Genomic DNA, 18177 nt, shown 5'->3' with positions numbered 1-18177 from the left:
CACGCAAGCATTCGCGCCGCGCTACGGGCGTCCCGGTCCTTTCGGGTCGCCGTCGCCGTCGAATGCCGGCGGGTCGTAGAAGTTCAGCGTCTTCAGCGGCGTGCGGCCGGTGTTGCGGATCGTGTGCCGCTCGCCGCGCTCGATCACCAGCAGGCGGCCGGCGCGCAGCGGAACGCGGCGGCCCTCGACGGTCGCCATGCCGGTGCCGGAGACCACGTACAGCCACTGATCGGCGCCGCGATGGCGATTGTCGGGTCCGCCTTCCTGTCCGCCGGGCTCGATCACCATCTGCGCCGCCTGCGCGCGGCGCACCGTGAACAGCGTGCGGAAACCGGAACCGAAGCGGAGCAGGGTATGGCGCATGGCGGACCTCGGACGTGACGGACCCAGGCCCGCACCGTGCCGCCGCCCGCTTGAACCGGCGCTGCATACGCGCCCGCGCGCAACGCAGGAGCGTCCGGCCCGGCTTCACCGCCGGGCCGAACGCGCGTCTCAGGCCGCCAGCGTCGCGTTGTCGATCACGAAGCGGTACTTCACATCGCTCTTGATCATGCGGTCGTAGGCCGCATCGATCTGCTGCGCCGCGATCAGTTCGATGTCGGCGACGATGCCGTGCTCGGCACAGAAATCGAGCATCTCCTGCGTCTCGGCGATGCCACCGATCAGCGAGCCGGCGATCGCGCGGCGCTTGAAGATCAGCGGTCCGACCGCCGGCGAGGGATGCGGATGCTCCGGCACGCCGATCAGCACCAGAGTGCCGTCGCGCTTGAGCAGGGTCGTGAACGCGTCGAGCGAATGGCTGGCCGCGACCGTGTCGAGGATCAGGTCGAAGCGATTGGCCTGCGCGCGCATCGCGGCCGCATCGCGCGAGACGACCACCTCGTGCGCGCCGAGCGCCAGCGCGTCCTGGCGCTTGGATTCGGACGTCGTGAACGCGACCACCTGCGCGCCCATCGCGCGCGCGATCTTGACGCCCATATGGCCGAGGCCGCCGATGCCGACGATGCCCACGGTCTTGCCGGGGCCGACGTTCCAGTGCCGCAGCGGCGAATACGTGGTGATGCCGGCGCACAGCAGCGGCGCCACCGCGGCGAGCTGATCGTGCGGATGGCGGATCGTCAGCACGAAGGCCTCGTCGACGACGATCTGCTGCGCATAGCCGCCGAGCGTATGGCCCGGCGCGTCCGCGGTCCGGCCGTTGTAGGTCGGCACGAAGCCGTTCTCGCAGTACTGCTCCAGGCCCTCGGCGCAGGACGGACACGACCGGCAGCTGTCGACCATGCAGCCGACGCCGACGGTATCGCCGACCGCGAAGCGCGTAACCTCGCCGCCGACCGCGCTGACGCGGCCGACGATCTCGTGGCCGGGTACGCAGGGGTAGATCGTGCCGCCCCATTCGGAGCGCACCGTGTGCAGGTCCGAGTGGCAGACGCCGCAATAGGCGATGTCGATCCGTACGTCGCGCGGACCGGGCGCGCGGCGTGCGATCGAGAGGGATTCCAGCGGTTGGTCGGCGGCGTGCGCGCCGTAAGCCTTGACGTTCATGGCGTTCGAGTCTTCCGTCGAGTGGGGAGGGAGTGGGGCGTATCGCCGCGCCACATCGAGGCCGGCGGGCGCGGCCGGTCGCGCAAGAGGCGAGAGGCCGGAGCGGACGGCGCGGGACGCGCAGTATGGATCCGGCGGCCCCGCGCCGGCCAGCCGCATCCTCGCGAAGCCTTGCCCGATCCGATCAAGCTGCGCAGCCGCCGCTGCAGCGGCGCCGTCACGGACCGGCGTGCCCCGGCGTTACAGTACGCGCGCGGCCGCCGCCGCAGGCCAGCGGAGTGACGATGCGCAATCTCGATTTCAGTTCGTGGCAGGGTGTACTGACCACGCTGCTCGGCCTGGCCGTGATCACCTTGATCGGCGTCGGCATCCGCCTGCTGATCATGCAGACGATCCAGCAGCGCCGCGAGCGCGAGAACCGCCAGATCAACGAGCGCCTGCGCACGCTGATCGCCGCGTACAAGACGCTCGGCGGATCGTTCACCGGCGACCTGCGCGTCGACCCCAGCCATCTTCGCGACCTGCGCCTGCGCGCCGCCGAGGAAGGCCGCGCGTTCGAGGAGGGCAGCGACCGCGCGCGTCGCATGCGCGATGCGGTGGAGGCCGCGCTCTCGGATATCCTGCTGCTCGGTACCGAGGATCAGGTGCGCCTGGCCGCGCAGGCCGCCGCCGAACTCGTCGCCGGCCGCCCGGTGCACGTCGCCGAGCTGGTCGTCTCGCTGCGCACGTTCATCCGCGACGTACTCGACCTCGATCCCGTGCCGGCCGCGCTGCCGATTCCGCAGCAAGGCCCGACGCGTCCGGCTGGCGGCGGCAAGGGAGGCGGCGGACGCGGCGAAGGCGGTCGCGAAGGCGGCGGCAGGGGTGGTGGTGGCGGAGGCGGCGGCATGGGCGGCGGCGGAATGGGGCTTGGTGTCGGCATGGGGCTCGGCGCCGGTGGTGTCGCGGCGGCCGATGAAGTAGTCGAGCCGCCGGGCACGCCTTGACGCGCAACGCACGGCGCCGCCGTGGTCCGAGCCGCGTCGATCAGGTGCGGCCTGGTCTTGCGACCGGACCTTCTTCGATCCGCTGGCGTCGATCGGCTTCGATCGCTCGGTCTCGAGCAGCTCAAGCCGGCCCGACCCCGACCGCGGTGACCGCGCCGGTTCAAACTAGCCCTTCAATCGGGCGGGTTTTGGCAACGCACGTCGACCCGCTTCCATCCAGCGGTCTCGAGCAGCCTTGCCTCGACCTGCTCCGATCCGATCGCACGGATCGGATCGAGTCATTCCGGCGTGTTGATGACCGCCTCGATCCGATGTCCGTCCGGATCGACGACGAAGGCCGCGTAGTAGTGCGGCCCGTAATGCGGCCGCAGGCCCGGCGCACCGTCGTCGCGGCCGCCACGACGCAGCGCCGCGGCATGGAAGGCATCGACCGCCGCGCGACTCGGCGCGGCCAGTGCAAGATGGAATCCCGGCCCGGGCGGCCGCGCGCCGACACGACGCTTGAGTGCGAGCCTGTCGCCGCCACCCGGCGGACCGTAGCCGACGGCGGCATCGTCACCGTCCGGATCGGACCACACGCGCACGTAGCCGAGCGGTGCCAGCGCGGCGTCGTAGAACGCCATCGCGCGCTCGATGTTGGTGACGCCGAGCGAGAGGTGGTGCAGCATGGCCGGATCCGATCGCAGCGACGGGCCTTCTGGATACCACAGCGTGGCGCCCGGCGAGCGCCCGGCATGGGGTCATTGTCGGGACTTGCGGTCCTGCTGCGCGGTCACTTGTCGGCGCCGGTCCGCTGGCCTAGAGTCGCTCCGCGGATTCAAGGGGCGGCGCCTCCGTCGGGCGCCGGCAAAGGTCGGCGCCGCCGAGCGCGCGCAGGCCGATCGATTCATGTCGAGGACGACATGGAAGGGATGCAGGTACAGGCTGCACGCAGGGAGACGCCGCCGGCCACGGGCCGGCCGGTGCGCCGCAGCGCACGCCCACTTGCACTCCGCTGTCCGTTCGCGCGTCCCACCGCTTCCCTCCGTCCGGGGCCGACATCGCCGTCGGCTTCATCCGTTTCCGTATTCCCGATGCAGCCGCCGCTGGGCGGCTTCGTTCGGCGTCTTTGCGTTCGCTTCGCGACAGCGCTGCCGTCTGTACCGATCAGACGCCCAGGTCCGTTCCATCGATTCGATGCTTCCAAACGCGCGCTCATGCCGCGCGCTCCATCCGTGCATAGGAGATACCCATGAACAAGCCACCCCGATGGTTCTACGTCGTCGCCGTGATCGCCCTGCTGTGGAATCTGCTCGGCTGCGTCGCCTTCATCGGCGACCTGCGCCTGACCACCGCCGACATCGCGCAGATGCCGGCCGCCCACCAGGCGCTCTATGCGGCACGTCCGGCCTGGGCCGTTGCGGCCACCGCGGTCGCGGTCTTCGGCGGCGTGCTCGGCTGCATTGGACTGCTGATGCGCAAGAAATGGGCGCTGCCGGTGTTCGTGCTCTCGCTGATCGGGATCATCGTCCAGGACATCGGGCTGTTCGTGCTGGCTGATGCGGTCAAGCTGGCCGGACCTGTGGTGGCGGTGTTGCAGGGGGTGGTGTTGGTTGTGGCGATTGGGTTGGTTGTGTTGAGTCGGAGAGGAATCCAGAGAGGCTGGCTGCTTTAGTAGTTGAGGTGGGCGGTAATTATGTCTGTGCTCGCACCGTAATGAGATGTCGGAACGCACTCTGACCCCGTTTTCGACCCCGTTTTCAGGTGCTGCTTCACAACTAACTGAAAGGAAGAAGTCATGGCCACGAAGAAGACTGCTGCTGCAAAGATGGCTGTCAAACGTGTTGGCAAACCAATCCGCCAGCGCAAGGCAAAGGCAGATGGTTCTATCGGTACACTGCAGAAGACCATCGAAAAGAATTACGGACTCCCGACGGGTAGTATCAAGATTGTCTATCCAAGCGGACGCAAAGCTCGTATCGATGCAGATGTTGGCGCGTTGCGCACGCATTGGGAGACGCGCGGCTAACAATCTATTAAAGCCGACGTCGCTATACGGCGCAGCTTAATTCAGGTATTGGGCGTCATTCGGAGAATCTTGTGGAGCTCGATACAAAAAGCAGTCGTTGAAAACGGGATCAGGTTAACTTTCTAGATGTATAGGCCTTGGTGGGAGCGTTTGCCAGAACCGTGGACACCATCGTAGCGAGACGTCGGAACGTATTCTGCCCCTATTTCTGGACCCCGTAATCTACTCGGTAAAGATATATACGTAAGCAAAGTGCTCTTGGTTACGGGAGGGGTGATTGAAACTCATCAGCTCAATCAGGGTTCAAGGCTTTCGCTCGATCGCAGATGAGGGCTTGGAGTATTTAGGTGGTCATACTGTATTCACAGGAAAGAATTCGAGTGGTAAATCAAATGTTCTTCGAGCATTAAACTTATTTTTTAATGGGGAGACTTCCCCGGGGATTCCAGTAGATTTTGATGTCGACTTTCACTTTCGTCCGACGCGACGTCAGAAGAAGATAATACAAATTACAGTCGGCTTTTCCCTTCCAGAGGGTTTTAGGTTCAGAAGAGAACTTGAGCCGCTTCAGCGATTGGGACCTAACTTCTTGGTTCGCAAGACCTGGGCGTTAAGTCGCCAGCGGCGCCCAGAAGAGTCGGTTGCGCTTTTGGTCGGTGACCAAATAGTGGAGGGAGGTGACCGACTTGCGTACGATTTTCTATCTCTTATTGTATTTAGATATATTCCTAATCGCACGGTGCCTTCTGAGCTTCTTCGGGATGAAAGTCAGTCGATAGCTGCGGTTATATTCAAGAGACTTCGTGAGTCGGCGCAGGCCGCCGATGTATTGAGGGGTTTGTCGGAGTCCGCGGGAAGAATATTGCAGTCTACGGCTTCTGCTTTGAGTGAATCGGGCGCCCCAATTTCAAATCCAAACATCGCGACGGCAGACTCCCTCGGCGGCATGCTAAGGATGTCCGGCTTTCAGGCGCGGGGATTAAATGGATCAACAATTAGAGATGAGGACTGGGGCGCTGGTCATCAGGCATTCTTTCTCCTTCACTTGCTCAGAGACATTGATACTGACTATAGCAGGCAGTTTGGCTGGCGACAGGCTACAGTATGGGCGGTTGAGGAGCCCGAATCTGGTTTGCATCATGATCTCCAGACGAGACTTTCTAAGAAGTTAATTGAGTGGACCTCAGACGAGAATCGACGATTGCAGGTATTCACTACTACGCATTCACCGGTGGTAGCTATGTCCGGTGATTGTGGTTACTGGACGGAGGTCGGTGAAACTAGTAGTGTACTTCGTCCAATGAACACTCAAGAGCTGGTTCGAGCAGCTGAAGAGCACGGGGTATCGACTTATTTGCATCCAATACTGTCTTATCCGTTCAATCCCGTGGTTCTGGTGGAGGGTGATAATGATGAGTTGGTCCTGAATTACGTTGCAAGTGTTGTCGGTCGCAGCATAATAAAGTTTGTTACGTTGCCGACCATGCAAGATGGCGAATCTTCTGGCGTGGATTCTCTTATTTCTTATATTAAGAAGAATTCTCGTTTATTATCAAGACGACCAGCGGATTGCCCTATGATTGTTTTGGTCGATTGGGAAGTTTCCGATCAAAAGCTGGTGGCCTTAAGGAGCGCTTACGGCGTTGACGCCGAGCGATATGTCGTCAGGGCTAATCCTGCAAACTGCAGCACGATACTAGGTAGCACTTTTTTAGGATTAGAGCGATTCTATTGCCCGCGGGTGATTCGTGCTTCTCATGAAGCAGGCGAGTGCGCGGTGGCGTTTCCGCAAGGCGATGCAGCTTGGTCCATAGAGCGTGGGCAGCTGATGCAGGCGAAAGGTCGGTGGGCTCAGCGGTTGCTAAAGATTAGAGACGTAAATCGCCTTGCTCCACTTATTCGAGTTGTTGAGCAGGCGTATGAAGCCGCTACATCCAGGGCTGATCAGCAGCTAAGTTTGCTTTGAGTTCCGAAAATTGGGGTCAGGTTGACTTTCTAGATGCACAGGCTTTCGTGGGAGCGTCTGCCAGAACCGCCGACACCTTCGTAGCGAGGCGTCGAGAGAGAACGGGGTCAGGTTCTAAGGTTTCCCCACGTTTTCATACCGTCAGCGCCATCTGATCGGTGACGTCTGGTGGCAGTGACCGTATGCGGTCCAGCCATCTGGATACGGGCTCAAGGGGCCATCGTCGGACGAGCGCTTCGCGTCCGACGCGTATGGTCGAATAGAGCTTGCGCGTGCAGCGATGAGGCGAGAGCCACTGTGCAACGCCGGTGGCCTCGCAGCCCAGACCTGCGAGCCAGCTGACGAAGCTGGCTAGCGTGCTGACAAGCAAGAGCATCTGCAGTCGCGCGCCGTGACGGGTGAGGCTGTCCTCCATGCCTTGGCCGTAGCGATGTGACTTGAGGTCGCGAAACCCGAGCTCGATCTGCATGCGGCGCGCATAGAGGCTTACCAACTGCCGTGCGCTGGGCGCGTCGAGCTCCGGCGAGGCGACGATCAACCAAGGCTCGCGTTCTCGCGCGGACGCTTTCATGCTCGCGGTCGAGCGCGACGTCCTGCCTGGCATGCGTCGGTTTGGGCTCCGGCGTCCGTGTCGCGCCTTGGCATAGATCACCAGCCGGCACTCAATCGGGTTACTGCGATTGCTCAGCATCCGCGGCAGTTCGTATGGCTTCGGCGACGCCAGTGCATGCAGCTGGCGGCTGTCGACCCACTGATCGATGCGGTCTGGCGCATCTTGCGGCTTGACCTGGGTACGTCCCCGTAGTCTGACGAGAACGGGGTCAGATTTACTTTTGGAGTTCGAGCCTTGATGGAAGGATAACGGGGTCAGGGTAACTTTCCGAAAGGCGCGAGTGCGGCCGGAGGCTTCGATGCCTCCCCTCAAGCAGGAGGGGAAAGCACGACATTCGAGCGCGCGCGCCGTACTCGGCGGCATCTCAAGATCCCGTCCTTCCATCCGACTCCAACCGGCGCGCACCGCACCGGGGGATCGGGCAGCCGCTGCTCCCGCCGATACGCAGTACCACTGCCGGCGAGGTTCTGCTTGGGACCTTCGCTGAGCACGGGCGCTTGCTCGGAGGGCGCCTGAGCATGCCCGTTCGCCCGCATTCGTCTTCGGATCCGGAAACGGGGTCAGGTTTACTTTTTAAGACCCAGCCTTAGATGGAAGGGCTGCTGCATCGTGCGGCGAGCAGCAATCGCCCACAGCTCGGCCTCAAGCAGGAGTGTGAAGGACGAGATTGGGAGTGCCGCGCTGTACTCAGCAAGTCTCGTCCTCCCCATCCGACTTACCCCGCCGCGCGCGGCACCGGCGTATTCAACAACTGCTGCTCCCACAGATACGCAATGCCGCTGCCGGCCAGATGCTGCTTGAGGACCTCGGTCAGCTCGGCGACGTGCTCGGTGCGCGCCCAGTCGCGCTGCCATTCGGCGGCTACGGCCAGCCAGGTCATGACGTTGGCGCCGGCGCCGATCATGCGCTGGATGGCCACTTCGTGAGACTCGGTCGACACGCCGCCGCAGGCGTCGGTGACGACGGTGACGTCCCAGCCTTCGCCGAGGGCCTGGATCACCGGCATCGCGACGCAGACTTCGGTCCACAGGCCGGCGATGATCAGCTGCTTGCGGCCGGTGGCCTTGACCGCGTCGACCACCTTGGGGTCCTGCCAGGTATTGATCAGCGTGCGGTCGATGACTTCCTGGCCCGGGAACACATCGGTGATCTGCGGGAAGATCAGGCCGCCGCGCTCGGCGATCACGCTGGTCAGGATCGTCGGCACGCCGAAAGCCTTGGCGGCCTTCGCCAGGCCTGCGGAGTTGTTGACGACCATGTGCGGGTCATGGCTGTTAAGGTTCGCGAGCTGATACGGCTGGTGGTCGATCAGCACGAGAACCGAGTCTTCAGGGCGGAGCAGCGAGTCGAGGCCGTTGCGAAAGCTCATGGGTATCCTTGGGTCGTCGATGAAATGGGCGATTGGAGGCGAGCGCCGATGGCCTCACCTCGTCGGCAAACCTTGTCATCGCCTCGGCCGGGGCGGTAGCGCCGGACCGCGTCATGCTGTGTCGCAGAATCCGCAACGCCGGACCGGCGTTCGTTGTGTCAGGCTAGTCGCGAGGACGGGAACGCCGAGTGGATATCGAAGATTTGCGCACATTCGTCGAGGTGGCCGACGCGGGCGGCGTGTCGCCGGCGGCGCGCCGGCTCGGCCTGTCCAAATCGATCGTCAGCCGGCGGCTCGGCCGGCTCGAGGCCGAGCTTGGCGTGCAGCTGCTGGCGCGAACGACGCGCGGCGCGGCGCTGACCGAGGCCGGACTGACGTTCCGCGACCACGCCGCCCGGGCCTGCGCCGAGATCGACGCCGCGACCGAAACGATACTGCCGGCCGGCGATCTGCGCGGCCGTCTGCGCGTGGCCGCGCCGCTGACGTTCGGTCCGACGCACTTCGCATCGGTGCTCGCGGACATGGCGCGACGCCATCCGCAGCTGCAGGTCCATACCGTCTACAGCGATCGCTTCGTCGATCTGATCGCCGAGGGTTTCGACTGCGCGATCCGTGTCGGCTATCTGCAGGATTCCAACCTGATCGCGCGCTGCGTCGGTCCGCTCTACGGCAAGCTCGTCGCAAGCCCGGCCTACATCGCGGCCCATGGCACGCCGGAAACGCCGGCGGATCTCGCTTCCCATGAAGCACTGATGCAGGGGACCGAGCGCTGGCAGTTCATGGACGGCGACGCGATCGTCACGGTGCATCCGCGCGGGCGCTTCAAGGCCGACAACGGTACGGCGCTGCTCGCGGCGGCCATCGCCGGACTCGGCATCGCCTGGCTGCCCGACGGGCTCACCGATGAGCACATCGCCTCCGGTGCGCTGGTGCCGGTCATGACGCGCTATCCGCCGCCGCCGGCCGGTATCTATGTGATCCGCCCGCCCGGTCAGCATCCGGTGCGCAAGGTGCGCGTGCTGACCGATCTGCTGATCGAATGCTTCGGGCAGGCCTCGTTCCCGGCCGGTGCCAGTCGCTGACCGGCAGGTATCCATCAAGAGCAACCTGCTCGCTCAAGGCGCAGGGTTCTTCCCGCGTCCTGGGCAGGGTCGTTTGGCCGCGCGGCGCAGAGTGAGTTTCATCGCTTTTTAGCCAAGGTGATGCGAGGAATATTCGATTGTCGTTTGAGCGTTCTACGGCGGACGCTCATTTGCCGGAAAAGGCCTATCGGTCAGGTCCGTACATAATCTTCGGGAATCTGACGGCTATTTGCTCCGGGAGCGCCAGCGGTCTAGGGTTTCCATGACCCAGCCGGCACTCAATCCATGCAGCAGAACCGACAGGGTGACTATCAATCCGACGATGCCCCAGATGGCACGTTCGGACTCAAATGTCGCGTGGTTCAGCGCAAAGGCCAGGTAGTACAGCGAGCCGACCCCGCGCACGCCGAAAACCGCGATACTCCACCGCTCGCGGCGGGAAAGCGTGGTGCCTACCAGTGAAGCCAGGCCCGCCAGTGGACGCACGAGCAAGACGAATATTGCGCCGAACGCCAGTTCGCGCCATCCCATGTCGAGAAGAAGGCCTGAGACGAGTGCGCCGCCAAGCATCAGCAAGATCAAAGCGGTGAGTAATCGTTCGCATTGCTGGGCAAACAATTCAAGCGTGCTGTGATACGCGTGACCGCGCTCGCTCTGGCGAATCACCAGGGCCGCGACAAACACGGCGAGAAACCCGTACGTTGAACAGAGCTCTGCGATCCCATAAACCATCAACGTCATCGCCAATGCGGCCAGTCCGTGGCTGCCTGTGGACAACGTGGGAGCGCGCTTGCTCCGGAAGATCAAATACATCAGGCCATATCCCAGCCCAGCGCCGATGGACACGCCGCCGAGAACACGCCAAGCGACATCAATCGTCAGCCATCTCTGCCAATCCATCGGCTGGCCGGCCTCGGCCATTGCGAGACCGACCGCGAGCCACACGAACGGAAATGCCAGACCGTCGTTGAGGCCTGCCTCGGACGTTAGTGCAAGCCGGACGGGATCTTCGCCTCCTTCGCCCGGCGGCCTCACCTGCACATCCGAAGCAAGTACCGGGTCCGTGGGGGCCAGTACGGCGCCTATCAGAAGTGCAGTGGCTGCCCCGTAGCCCAGCCATGAGCTGCCGAGCCACCATCCGGCGCAGATCGTGAGCGGCATCGCGATCAGCAGCAGGCGCCATGTCAGCGACCATCGTCGCCAGCCAAAGCGCGTATCGATGCGCAGCCCGACCCCGGCCAGTGCCACCAATACTGCCAATTCCGACAAGCGCTCGGTTATGACGGGAAAGCGAAGCGGGTCAGCCGGTGGCAGGGGCAACGGAAGCCAGTACAAGACCGCGCCTGACGCGAGGGTGAGGATGGGCAGGGTGAGCGGCCGGCGTCGCAACAGGTCGGGCAGCCACGTCGCTCCGAACAGCGCAAGACCAATCAAGGCAAGGGCCAGCTTGTATGTGTCCATCACGGGCTCGGGCGGTTTCCTGAGTGTCGCTCGGTGTCAGGTCGCCCGAAGATGGCGGCGCCAGGCGCGCGTTCGCTCAAGGGCCAAGACTGGATGTAGGCACGCATCTTCGCCGTCGTCGTCGCGTTGGCCTAGCGTCACCGTGCCTCCATGGGCTCCACCGCAGCGTCTCCAGCACGCTGCGAACCTGCAGCAGAGCATAGCTGCGAGCCGCTCTGCAATCACCGGGAACCCGAGACCTGGCGACAAGAAAGATGGTTGACCATGCCCAGTCCCGATCAGGCGTGATGGGTCAGCATGAAGGCCCGATGTTAGAATGCCGCCCCCTCGAACGGAGCGGATTCATGGTCCTGCCGTCGATCTCACGCTCATTCGAAGCGCCCCGGACTGCGGGCGAAACTGCGCATCTCGGAGACGGTGGCTGGGCCGGCCCGCTTGACAGGGCTACCGGTACGTATGACGGCATCCAGGCGTATGTGACTGACTCGGTCATCTCCTCTCCGTCTTCGGCCGCATCTGGCCCGGCGGTTGGAGTTTGATGATGAGGCAGAGTGGGGACGAATTGGAGGGGCTGGAGCCTGCTGGAAATGGATGGCGGGCGCGCTGGTTCGACATCATCTTCCGTCATGACGCGGGTCCGTCTCGAAATTTCGACTTGATATTGGTGGGGGCGATATTCGCCAGCGTGTTCGTGGTATTTGCGGACAGCACCCAAGCCATCCATGTCCGCTTTACCAAGCTTCTCTACATACTCGAGTGGGGGTTTACGCTTCTTTTCACGGCTGAGTATGCGCTCCGCCTGATGGTCGTGAGGCGCCCGCTTGCGTATGCAACCAGCCTATGGGGAATCATCGATCTGCTGTCGATTCTGCCTACGTATTTTTCGCTCTTTGTTCCTGGCAGCCAGAGCCTGCTTGTGGTCAGGGTTCTGCGCCTACTGCGGCTTTTCCGCATTCTTAAGCTGACGCGATACGTCCAGGAGAGCGGCCATCTGGGTGAAGCGCTCTGGCGAAGCCGACGCAAGATCCTGATCTTTCTCTCTGTCGTGCTGACCCTCGTGGTGATCTTTGGCGCGGCCATGTACGTGATCGAGGGGCCGGCGCACGGGTTCACGAGTATTCCAACAGGCATGTACTGGGCCGTGGTGACGGTGGCGACCGTTGGTTTTGGCGATCTCACCCCCGTAACGCCATTGGGTCGAATCGTGACATCTCTGCTGATCCTGATCGGCTACGGAATCATTGCCGTCCCCACTGGCATCTACACGGCGGAACTCGCAGCGGTTTTCAGAGAGGATCGGCATGCCGCCATTAATGCCGGAACCGTATGCGGACGATGCAGGCTGGACATGCATCCGCCCGAGGCCAACTTCTGTCATCGGTGCGGGGAGCGGTTGGAGAAAGAGGGTTCTCTCTGATCTCGGCTCCTTCAGCAGGCCGTTGGTCCCACGGGATCATCGATGTTCAAGCCTGCGAAGCCGCGAAGCGGGGCAGGTTGTACTGCATCCTCTGCATCAGCAGACGCTCGCTGCGTACGCTTCAGATGCCTGCAACAGCGAGGCGCGTAGTGGCCGCTCCGGCGGGATCGACTCGCGCCCATCCGCGGCGTAGCGTGAGCCCGGCACTGCATCCGCGTTCTTGAGGATCGCGTCACCAGCACCCGCAGCTTACGGATCGGATCGCCCGCGGTAATCGGTTCTCGGCCGATACGTACGAGAACATCCCAACTTCTGGTCGCTCAGCGCATGCCGCGTCGACCTGCGATTGATGGAAGCTATGGTGGTCGCGCGGGCAAGGGGTTACTCAACGGCCTGCTAGCGGCGCTTCGCAGTCCTCTTGCGCGCGCTCGCGCGCATGATCCGCCGGAATGTCGGGCATTCCAGGTGGCTCGGGGCGCGGCAGGCGGCGGCGTGGCGCAGGCCGTCGCGCAGCTTCTCGAGCCGGTGGATCGTGCGGTCGAGCGCGTCGGCCTTGTCGGCCAGCATGCGCCGGTCGATGCGCGGCGCTCCGTGCGGGCCGACCATCGCGGCGATCTCCTCGAGCGAGAAGCCGGCGGTTCGGCCGAGCGCGATCAGCGCCAGGCGTTCCAGGACGCTGGCATCGAAGACGCGCCTCAGCCCGTGCCGGCCGATCGCGGCGATCAGGCCGCGCCGCTCGTAGTAGCGCAGCGTGGCGGCCGGCAGGCCGGTGTGCCGCGCGACCTGCGCGATATCGAGTTCGCCCATGGGCTTGACCTGAAGCCGACTTCACGTGGCAACCTGCGTCATTCCGCGTTGCGACGCAAGCCGACGAGAACTGCCATGACATCCGATTCCGCCGCGGCACCGGCCGCGGACCAATCCCAGGCCGCGCTCTGGAACGGCCGCAGCGGGCAGGCCTGGGTCGATACGCAGGCGCTGCTCGATGCGCTGTTCCGGCCGATCGCCGAGCGCCTGATCGAGGCGGTGCCGCCCGGCGCGTCGCTGCGGGTGCTCGACGTCGGCTGTGGCACCGGTGCGGTCGCATTGGCGATCGCGCAGCGGCTCGCTGCGGACGGACGGGTGACCGGGGTCGACATCTCCGCGCCGATGATCGCGGCGGCCGAGGCGCGGGCGGCACATGAAGGCATCGCGGCGACGTTCGTCTGCGCCGATGCGCAGCGGCACGCGTTCGCGCCGTCTGCGGTCGATCGCATCGTCTCGCGCTTCGGCGTGATGTTTTTCGACGACCCGGAGGCTGCGTTCGCGAACCTGCGCCGTGCGGCGGCGGTGGGCGCGAGACTGCACGCGATCGCCTGGCGCGGCCCGGCGGAGAATCCGTTCATGACCGTGGTCGAGCGGTCCGCCGCCGCGCTGCTGCCGCCGCTGCCGCCGCGCCTGGCCGACGCGCCGGGGCCGTTCGGGCTGGCCGATGCGGCACGGACGCGCGCGCTGCTGGATGCGGCCGGCTGGACCGAGATCACGATCACGCCGCTCGATGTCGAGTGCGTGCTGCCGCTGGCGGACCTGCCGACCTACTTCACGCGGATCGGGCCGCTCGGTGGCATCTGGGCGGGCCTGGACGAGGAGACGCGCGGGCGCGTCGCCGGTGCGGTGCAGGCAGGCTTCGCGCCCTACGTGCGCGGCGACCGCGTGCACATGCCGGCGGCGTGCTGGGAGATCGGCGCGTGCGCGGCTTAGACGGTTCCGCGGCGGCGCTCAGGCCGCGTGCGTGGCCGACTCGGCCGGACTCTGGGTCGTGAAGGTCTGCTTGCGCAGCCGCGCGATGTCGCGTGCCGGCGGGGCGCCGAACACGCGGCTGTATTCGCGGCTGAACTGCGAGGGGCTCTCGTAGCCGACGCGCATCGCCGCGGTGGCGGCGTCGAGGTGCGAGTTCAGCATCAGCCAGCGCGCTTCCTGCAGGCGCAGCTGCTTCTGGTATTGCAGCGGCGCCATGCCGGTGACCGCGCGGAAGTGCAGGCGGAAGCTCGACGGGCTCATGTGCAGGCGCGAGGCCAGTTCGTCGATGCGCAGCGTCTGCGCGAAGTTCTGCTTGAGCCAGGCGACCGCGCGCGCGACCTGGTGTCCGCGCGAACCGGTCGCGGCGAGCTGGCGCAGTCGCGCGCCGTCCGGCCCGATCAGCAGGCGCAGCAGGATCTCCTTCTGGATCAGCGGCGCCAGCAGCGGCACCGCGGCCGGCTCGTCGAGCAGGCGGACCAGGCGCACCAGGGCGTCCATCAAGGCATCGGACACGCCACCGACGCGCAGGCCGCGCGGCGCGGCTTCACGTACCGGCGGCAGGTCGGCCTCGACCGCCAGCTGCATGATCGTGCGGCTGTCCAGCGTCAGCGCGATGCCGAGATACGGCCGCTCGACGCTGGCCTGGCTGATGTGCGAGATCACCGGCAGGTCGAGCGAGGTCAGCAGCGCCTGGCCGGCGCGGTATTCGTAGACCTCCTCGCCGAGCTCGACGCGCTTCGCGCCTTGCGCGATCACGGCCAGGCTCGGCTCGTACAGGCAATGCGTCGGCTCGGTCGGTGTCGAGCAGCGGAACAGCTTCAGGCCGGCGATGGCCGTCGTGTACAGGCCGTCGGCGGCGTTGAGGCGCGCGAGGATCGCGGCCAGCGGGGCCGCGTCGGCGTAGGCGAGGGAGGCGGTACCGGTCATGGTGGCAGGGCCGCGAATCGGTCGTCGTGACCGTCCGATGCTAGCAGCGCCTCCGCAGCCGACCGTGAATCGCGACGGCGCATCGTCGGATCGGGCAAGCATCGTGCCGGATCGGGATAGCCCGCCGGCAACGGACGCGGGCTGTACGGGCGCGGACGATGCACTGTGCGCGGATGGACAGTGGCGCGCCTGCTGGCATTCAAGTGCCTGATTCGAATGGCCCCGCTGGGCTGGCACAGCGCTTGCTGCCATCCGGTATCCGCAGTGCCGTCCGGTTCGCCGGCGCGGCTGCCTGCATCGTCCATCCGGGCGCCTGCGCGCCGGAACTTCTGAGGAAACGCGCAATGGCATCGGTAGGCTGGCTGCAGGACCTGCATCAGGCGCGGCGTTCGCTGGCGCGTACGCCGGGCTTCACGGCGATCGCGATCGGCATGCTGGCAGTGGCGATCGGCGCGACGGCCGGCCTGTTCAGCGTCGTCAAGACCGTGCTGATCGACCGCCTGCCGTACGCGGATCCGGATCGGCTGGTCTACATCGCGTCGTCGGCACCGGGCTCGGATCTGCCGGCCGAGTTCGACGCGGCGCCGGAATTCTTCGTGCAGTACCAGGAGCAGTCGCAGCTGCTCGAGGACGTGTCGACGTCGAGCTCGTTCACCTCGACGCTGCGCGTGGGCGATCGGGTCGAACGCGTGCGCATGTCCTGGCCGACCAACTCGCTGTTCTCGACGCTGGGCGCGCAGCCTGCGCTCGGCCGGTTGCCGGTGGACGCCGACGAGAACCGCGCGGTGGTCATCAGCGACCGGCTCTGGGCCGACTGGTTCAATCGCGATCCGTCGGTGCTCGGCCGCGCGGTCTGGGCGTCCGGCGAGTACCGCACGATCATCGGCGTGATGGGGCCGGCGTTCCGCTTTCCGAATGCCGACACGCGGCTATGGGTGTCGAGCACGCTGAAGGCCAAGGACGTCGAACGCGTCGGCGATTTCGACTATCCGGTGATCGGACGCATGAAGCCCGGAGTCACCACGGAAGCGCTGGCCGACGAGCTGACCGCGCTGGCGCGACGCGCGCCGGAGCGTTTCGGTACGGCCGCGCCGGGCTATGCGCGCATCGTCGAGCTGCATCGCGCGGTCGTGCGGCCGCTGGCCGACCAGATGCTCGGCTCGATCGCGCGACCGCTGTGGGTGCTGCTCGGTGCCGCCGCGATCGTGCTGCTGATCGCCTGCGCCAACGTCGCCAACCTGTTCCTGGTGCGCACCGAGGGGCGGCATCGCGAGCTTGCGCTGCGCCGCGCGCTCGGCGCCGGACGCCGCGAGCTGCTGCGCCTGCAGCTGGCCGAGTCGGTGCTGGTGGCCGGCGTTGCCGCGGTCGCCGCGGTCGTGCTGGCGGCGGCGGTCATGCCGCTGCTGCTGCGCACCGCGCCGGCAGGCATCCCGCGCCTGGACGAAGTCGGCATCCACGCCTCGACGCTGCTGTTCACGGCCGGCCTCGCCGTCGTCGTCGCGCTGATCTGCGGCGGCCTGCCGGCCCTGCGCGCGTCGGCGCCGGACCTGTCGCGCCTGCGCGAAGGCGGACGCGGCCTGACGCGCCGCCATCACGGCGTGCGCAATGCGCTGGTGGTCGGCCAGACGGCATTGGCGCTGGTGCTGCTGATCGGCTCGGGCCTGCTGCTGCGTAGCGCCTATGCCTTGCAGCAGGTCGATCCGGGCTACGACACGCGCGACATCTTCACGTTCCAGATCGCGCCCGACCGCGCCGAGCTCAAGGACGCGCCGTCGTTCGCGCGCTTCAACCAGGCCTTCATCGACCGCCTCTCGGCGCTGCCGGGCGTGCAGGCGGCCGGCCTGGTCGAGAACGTGCCGCTCGACGAGTCGACCGGCAGCATGCGCGTACGCACCGAGACCGCGGGCGCCGATCCGGAGGCCCGCTCGCGCGTCCACTACACCTATGCGGGCGGCGACTACTTCAAGGCGATGGGCATCGCGCTGATCGCCGGCCGCGGCTTCGTCGAGGACGACCACGGCGCCTCTCGCGGCAACCTCGTCGTCAGCCGCAGCGCGGCCGAGCAGCTGTGGCCGGGCAAGGATCCGATCGGCCAGCGCCTGCAGCGGCAGAACCAGACGAACTGGGAGACCGTCGTCGGCGTCGTCGAGGACGTGCTGCAGGAGGGTTTCCGCTCCGCGCCCGAGCCGCTGATCTACTTCCCGATGGTCGATAGCAGCGAGACCGGCGGACGCCCGGTGACTTCGCCGGCGTTCGTCGTGCGCACGACGCGCGCCGAGGAGATCGCGCCCGACGTGCGCGCCCTGGTCCGCGAGGTCGCACCGGAGGCGCCGATGTACCGTGTCTACACGATGGCCGGCCTGGTCGAGCGCTCGATGGTGCAGCTGACCTTCACGCTGCTGACGCTGGGTCTGACGTCGGTACTGGCCTTGATCCTCGGCGCGGTCGGCCTGTACGGCGTGCTCTCGTACCTGGTCGCCGAGCGCACGCGCGAGATCGGCGTGCGCATGGCGCTCGGCGCGCGTGCCGGACAGGTGCGCCGCCTCGTCGTCCGCGAAGGCGCGCGCGTCGTCGGCGTCGGCCTCCTGATCGGCCTGGCCGCCGCGTTCGTCTTCACGCGCGCGCTCGGCAACCTGCTGTTCGGCGTGCAGCCGATCGACGCGGCGACCTTCGTCGCGATGCCGCTGGCGATGGCCCTGGTCGGCCTGCTCGCGAGCTACCTGCCGGCGCGCCGCGCGTCGAACCTCGATCCGATGGAGTCGCTGCGGCGGGATTGACCCGCGTCGTTGCACCCGTCGATTGATGCGGCGGGCCAGCCCGCGTTGTTCACGACGGGTGACGAACAGATTGTTCCAATTTCCGCCGGGCCGCGTTAAGGTCGATCCACGTCGCAGGGAAGCCCGCAGGGGGTGGCCCCGACGTCACGTCAGGGCATCGGGTCGGATTCCGTTGGGACGTTTCGGGCGGACGCGCAAGGCGTTCGTCTTCTCGCCGAAGGGGCATTTGGCGCGGGGGCCTGCAAAG

14 protein-coding genes and 1 pseudogene are annotated in these 18177 nt (G+C 65.7%); 8 read left to right on the top strand and 7 right to left on the bottom strand.

Annotated features, from left to right (window positions below):
* Window positions 1–21: 21 nt before the first annotated feature.
* The gene (locus VMR06_RS12025; RefSeq protein WP_325376628.1) at window positions 22–363 is read right to left on the bottom strand and encodes a cupin domain-containing protein; all 342 of its coding nucleotides are present in this window, start codon (window positions 361–363) and stop codon (window positions 22–24) included.
* Window positions 364–492: 129 nt separating this feature from the next.
* Window positions 493–1545, bottom strand: coding sequence for an NAD(P)-dependent alcohol dehydrogenase (locus VMR06_RS12020; protein WP_325376626.1), 1053 nt, complete (start codon window positions 1543–1545; stop codon window positions 493–495).
* 284 nt (window positions 1546–1829) lie between these two features.
* On the opposite strand from VMR06_RS12020, the gene VMR06_RS12015 reads away from it, so the two are divergent.
* Entirely contained in the window at window positions 1830–2531 is a 702-nt protein-coding gene (locus VMR06_RS12015; RefSeq protein WP_325376624.1) for a hypothetical protein, read from the top strand.
* Between the two features lie 278 nt (window positions 2532–2809).
* Here the strand turns inward: VMR06_RS12015 and VMR06_RS12010 are convergent, their stop codons facing one another.
* Window positions 2810–3199, bottom strand: a complete 390-nt coding sequence (locus VMR06_RS12010; protein WP_325376622.1) for a VOC family protein — start codon at window positions 3197–3199, stop codon at window positions 2810–2812.
* A 563-nt stretch (window positions 3200–3762) separates the two neighbouring features.
* Here VMR06_RS12010 and VMR06_RS12005 point away from each other — a divergent pair.
* The 3 genes from VMR06_RS12005 (at window position 3763) to VMR06_RS11995 (ending at window position 6505) form a co-directional block, all read left to right on the top strand.
* The gene (locus VMR06_RS12005) at window positions 3763–4185 is read left to right on the top strand and encodes a hypothetical protein (RefSeq protein WP_325376620.1); all 423 of its coding nucleotides are present in this window, start codon (window positions 3763–3765) and stop codon (window positions 4183–4185) included.
* Window positions 4186–4308: 123 nt separating this feature from the next.
* Window positions 4309–4539 carry a hypothetical protein gene (locus VMR06_RS12000; protein WP_325376618.1) on the top strand — a complete coding sequence of 77 codons (231 nt, stop codon included), beginning with the start codon at window positions 4309–4311 and terminating at the stop codon, window positions 4537–4539.
* Between the two features lie 277 nt (window positions 4540–4816).
* Entirely contained in the window at window positions 4817–6505 is a 1689-nt protein-coding gene (locus VMR06_RS11995) for an ATP-dependent nuclease (protein WP_325376616.1), read from the top strand.
* Window positions 6506–6638: 133 nt separating this feature from the next.
* On the opposite strand, the pseudogene VMR06_RS11990 reads toward VMR06_RS11995, so the two are convergent.
* A pseudogene (locus tag VMR06_RS11990) lies at window positions 6639–7313 on the bottom strand (IS4 family transposase); the annotation flags it as partial.
* A 520-nt stretch (window positions 7314–7833) separates the two neighbouring features.
* Complete coding sequence (locus tag VMR06_RS11985; protein WP_325376614.1) at window positions 7834–8487, bottom strand: hydrolase; 654 nt, start codon at window positions 8485–8487, stop codon at window positions 7834–7836.
* A gap of 188 nt (window positions 8488–8675) precedes the next feature.
* Here VMR06_RS11985 and VMR06_RS11980 point away from each other — a divergent pair, with 188 nt between their 5' ends.
* Window positions 8676–9569 carry a LysR family transcriptional regulator gene (locus VMR06_RS11980; RefSeq protein ID WP_325376612.1) on the top strand — a complete coding sequence of 298 codons (894 nt, stop codon included), beginning with the start codon at window positions 8676–8678 and terminating at the stop codon, window positions 9567–9569.
* A 225-nt stretch (window positions 9570–9794) separates the two neighbouring features.
* Here the strand turns inward: VMR06_RS11980 and VMR06_RS11975 are convergent, their stop codons facing one another.
* A complete protein-coding gene (locus VMR06_RS11975; protein WP_325376610.1) occupies window positions 9795–11030 on the bottom strand; it encodes a cation:proton antiporter in 1236 nt (411 codons plus the stop codon).
* 541 nt (window positions 11031–11571) lie between these two features.
* On the opposite strand from VMR06_RS11975, the gene VMR06_RS11970 reads away from it, so the two are divergent.
* Window positions 11572–12447, top strand: coding sequence for an ion transporter (locus VMR06_RS11970; protein WP_325376608.1), 876 nt, complete (start codon window positions 11572–11574; stop codon window positions 12445–12447).
* A gap of 327 nt (window positions 12448–12774) precedes the next feature.
* Window positions 12775–14187: a class I SAM-dependent methyltransferase gene (locus VMR06_RS18245; protein ID WP_422653314.1), complete on the top strand. Its 1413-nt coding sequence runs from the start codon at window positions 12775–12777 to the stop codon at window positions 14185–14187.
* Window positions 14188–14205: 18 nt separating this feature from the next.
* Here the strand turns inward: VMR06_RS18245 and VMR06_RS11955 are convergent, their stop codons facing one another.
* On the bottom strand, window positions 14206–15153 hold the full coding sequence (locus tag VMR06_RS11955; RefSeq protein WP_325376602.1) for an AraC family transcriptional regulator: 948 nt from the start codon (window positions 15151–15153) through the stop codon (window positions 14206–14208).
* Between the two features lie 344 nt (window positions 15154–15497).
* Here VMR06_RS11955 and VMR06_RS11950 point away from each other — a divergent pair, with 344 nt between their 5' ends.
* On the top strand, window positions 15498–17930 hold the full coding sequence (locus VMR06_RS11950) for an ABC transporter permease (RefSeq protein ID WP_325376600.1): 2433 nt from the start codon (window positions 15498–15500) through the stop codon (window positions 17928–17930).
* Window positions 17931–18177: the final 247 nt, after the last annotated feature.

Origin of the sequence: Dokdonella sp., assembly GCF_035511235.1 — a bacterium.
Lineage (GTDB): Bacteria > Pseudomonadota > Gammaproteobacteria > Xanthomonadales > Rhodanobacteraceae > Dokdonella.
This window is presented reverse-complemented; position numbering and strand designations above follow the sequence as displayed.

Coding starts and splice junctions, on each gene's coding strand:
- VMR06_RS11985 (WP_325376614.1), bottom strand. CDS start 8,487: ATGAGCTTTCGCAACGGCCTCGACTCGCTGCTCCGCCCTGAAGACTCG.
- VMR06_RS11950 (WP_325376600.1), top strand. CDS start 15,498: ATGGCATCGGTAGGCTGGCTGCAGGACCTGCATCAGGCGCGGCGTTCG.
- VMR06_RS12010 (WP_325376622.1), bottom strand. CDS start 3,199: ATGCTGCACCACCTCTCGCTCGGCGTCACCAACATCGAGCGCGCGATG.
- VMR06_RS12000 (WP_325376618.1), top strand. CDS start 4,309: ATGGCCACGAAGAAGACTGCTGCTGCAAAGATGGCTGTCAAACGTGTT.
- VMR06_RS12020 (WP_325376626.1), bottom strand. CDS start 1,545: ATGAACGTCAAGGCTTACGGCGCGCACGCCGCCGACCAACCGCTGGAA.
- VMR06_RS12015 (WP_325376624.1), top strand. CDS start 1,830: ATGCGCAATCTCGATTTCAGTTCGTGGCAGGGTGTACTGACCACGCTG.
- VMR06_RS11975 (WP_325376610.1), bottom strand. CDS start 11,030: ATGGACACATACAAGCTGGCCCTTGCCTTGATTGGTCTTGCGCTGTTC.
- VMR06_RS12025 (WP_325376628.1), bottom strand. CDS start 363: ATGCGCCATACCCTGCTCCGCTTCGGTTCCGGTTTCCGCACGCTGTTC.
- VMR06_RS11970 (WP_325376608.1), top strand. CDS start 11,572: ATGAGGCAGAGTGGGGACGAATTGGAGGGGCTGGAGCCTGCTGGAAAT.
- VMR06_RS18245 (WP_422653314.1), top strand. CDS start 12,775: ATGCCGCGTCGACCTGCGATTGATGGAAGCTATGGTGGTCGCGCGGGC.
- VMR06_RS12005 (WP_325376620.1), top strand. CDS start 3,763: ATGAACAAGCCACCCCGATGGTTCTACGTCGTCGCCGTGATCGCCCTG.
- VMR06_RS11955 (WP_325376602.1), bottom strand. CDS start 15,153: ATGACCGGTACCGCCTCCCTCGCCTACGCCGACGCGGCCCCGCTGGCC.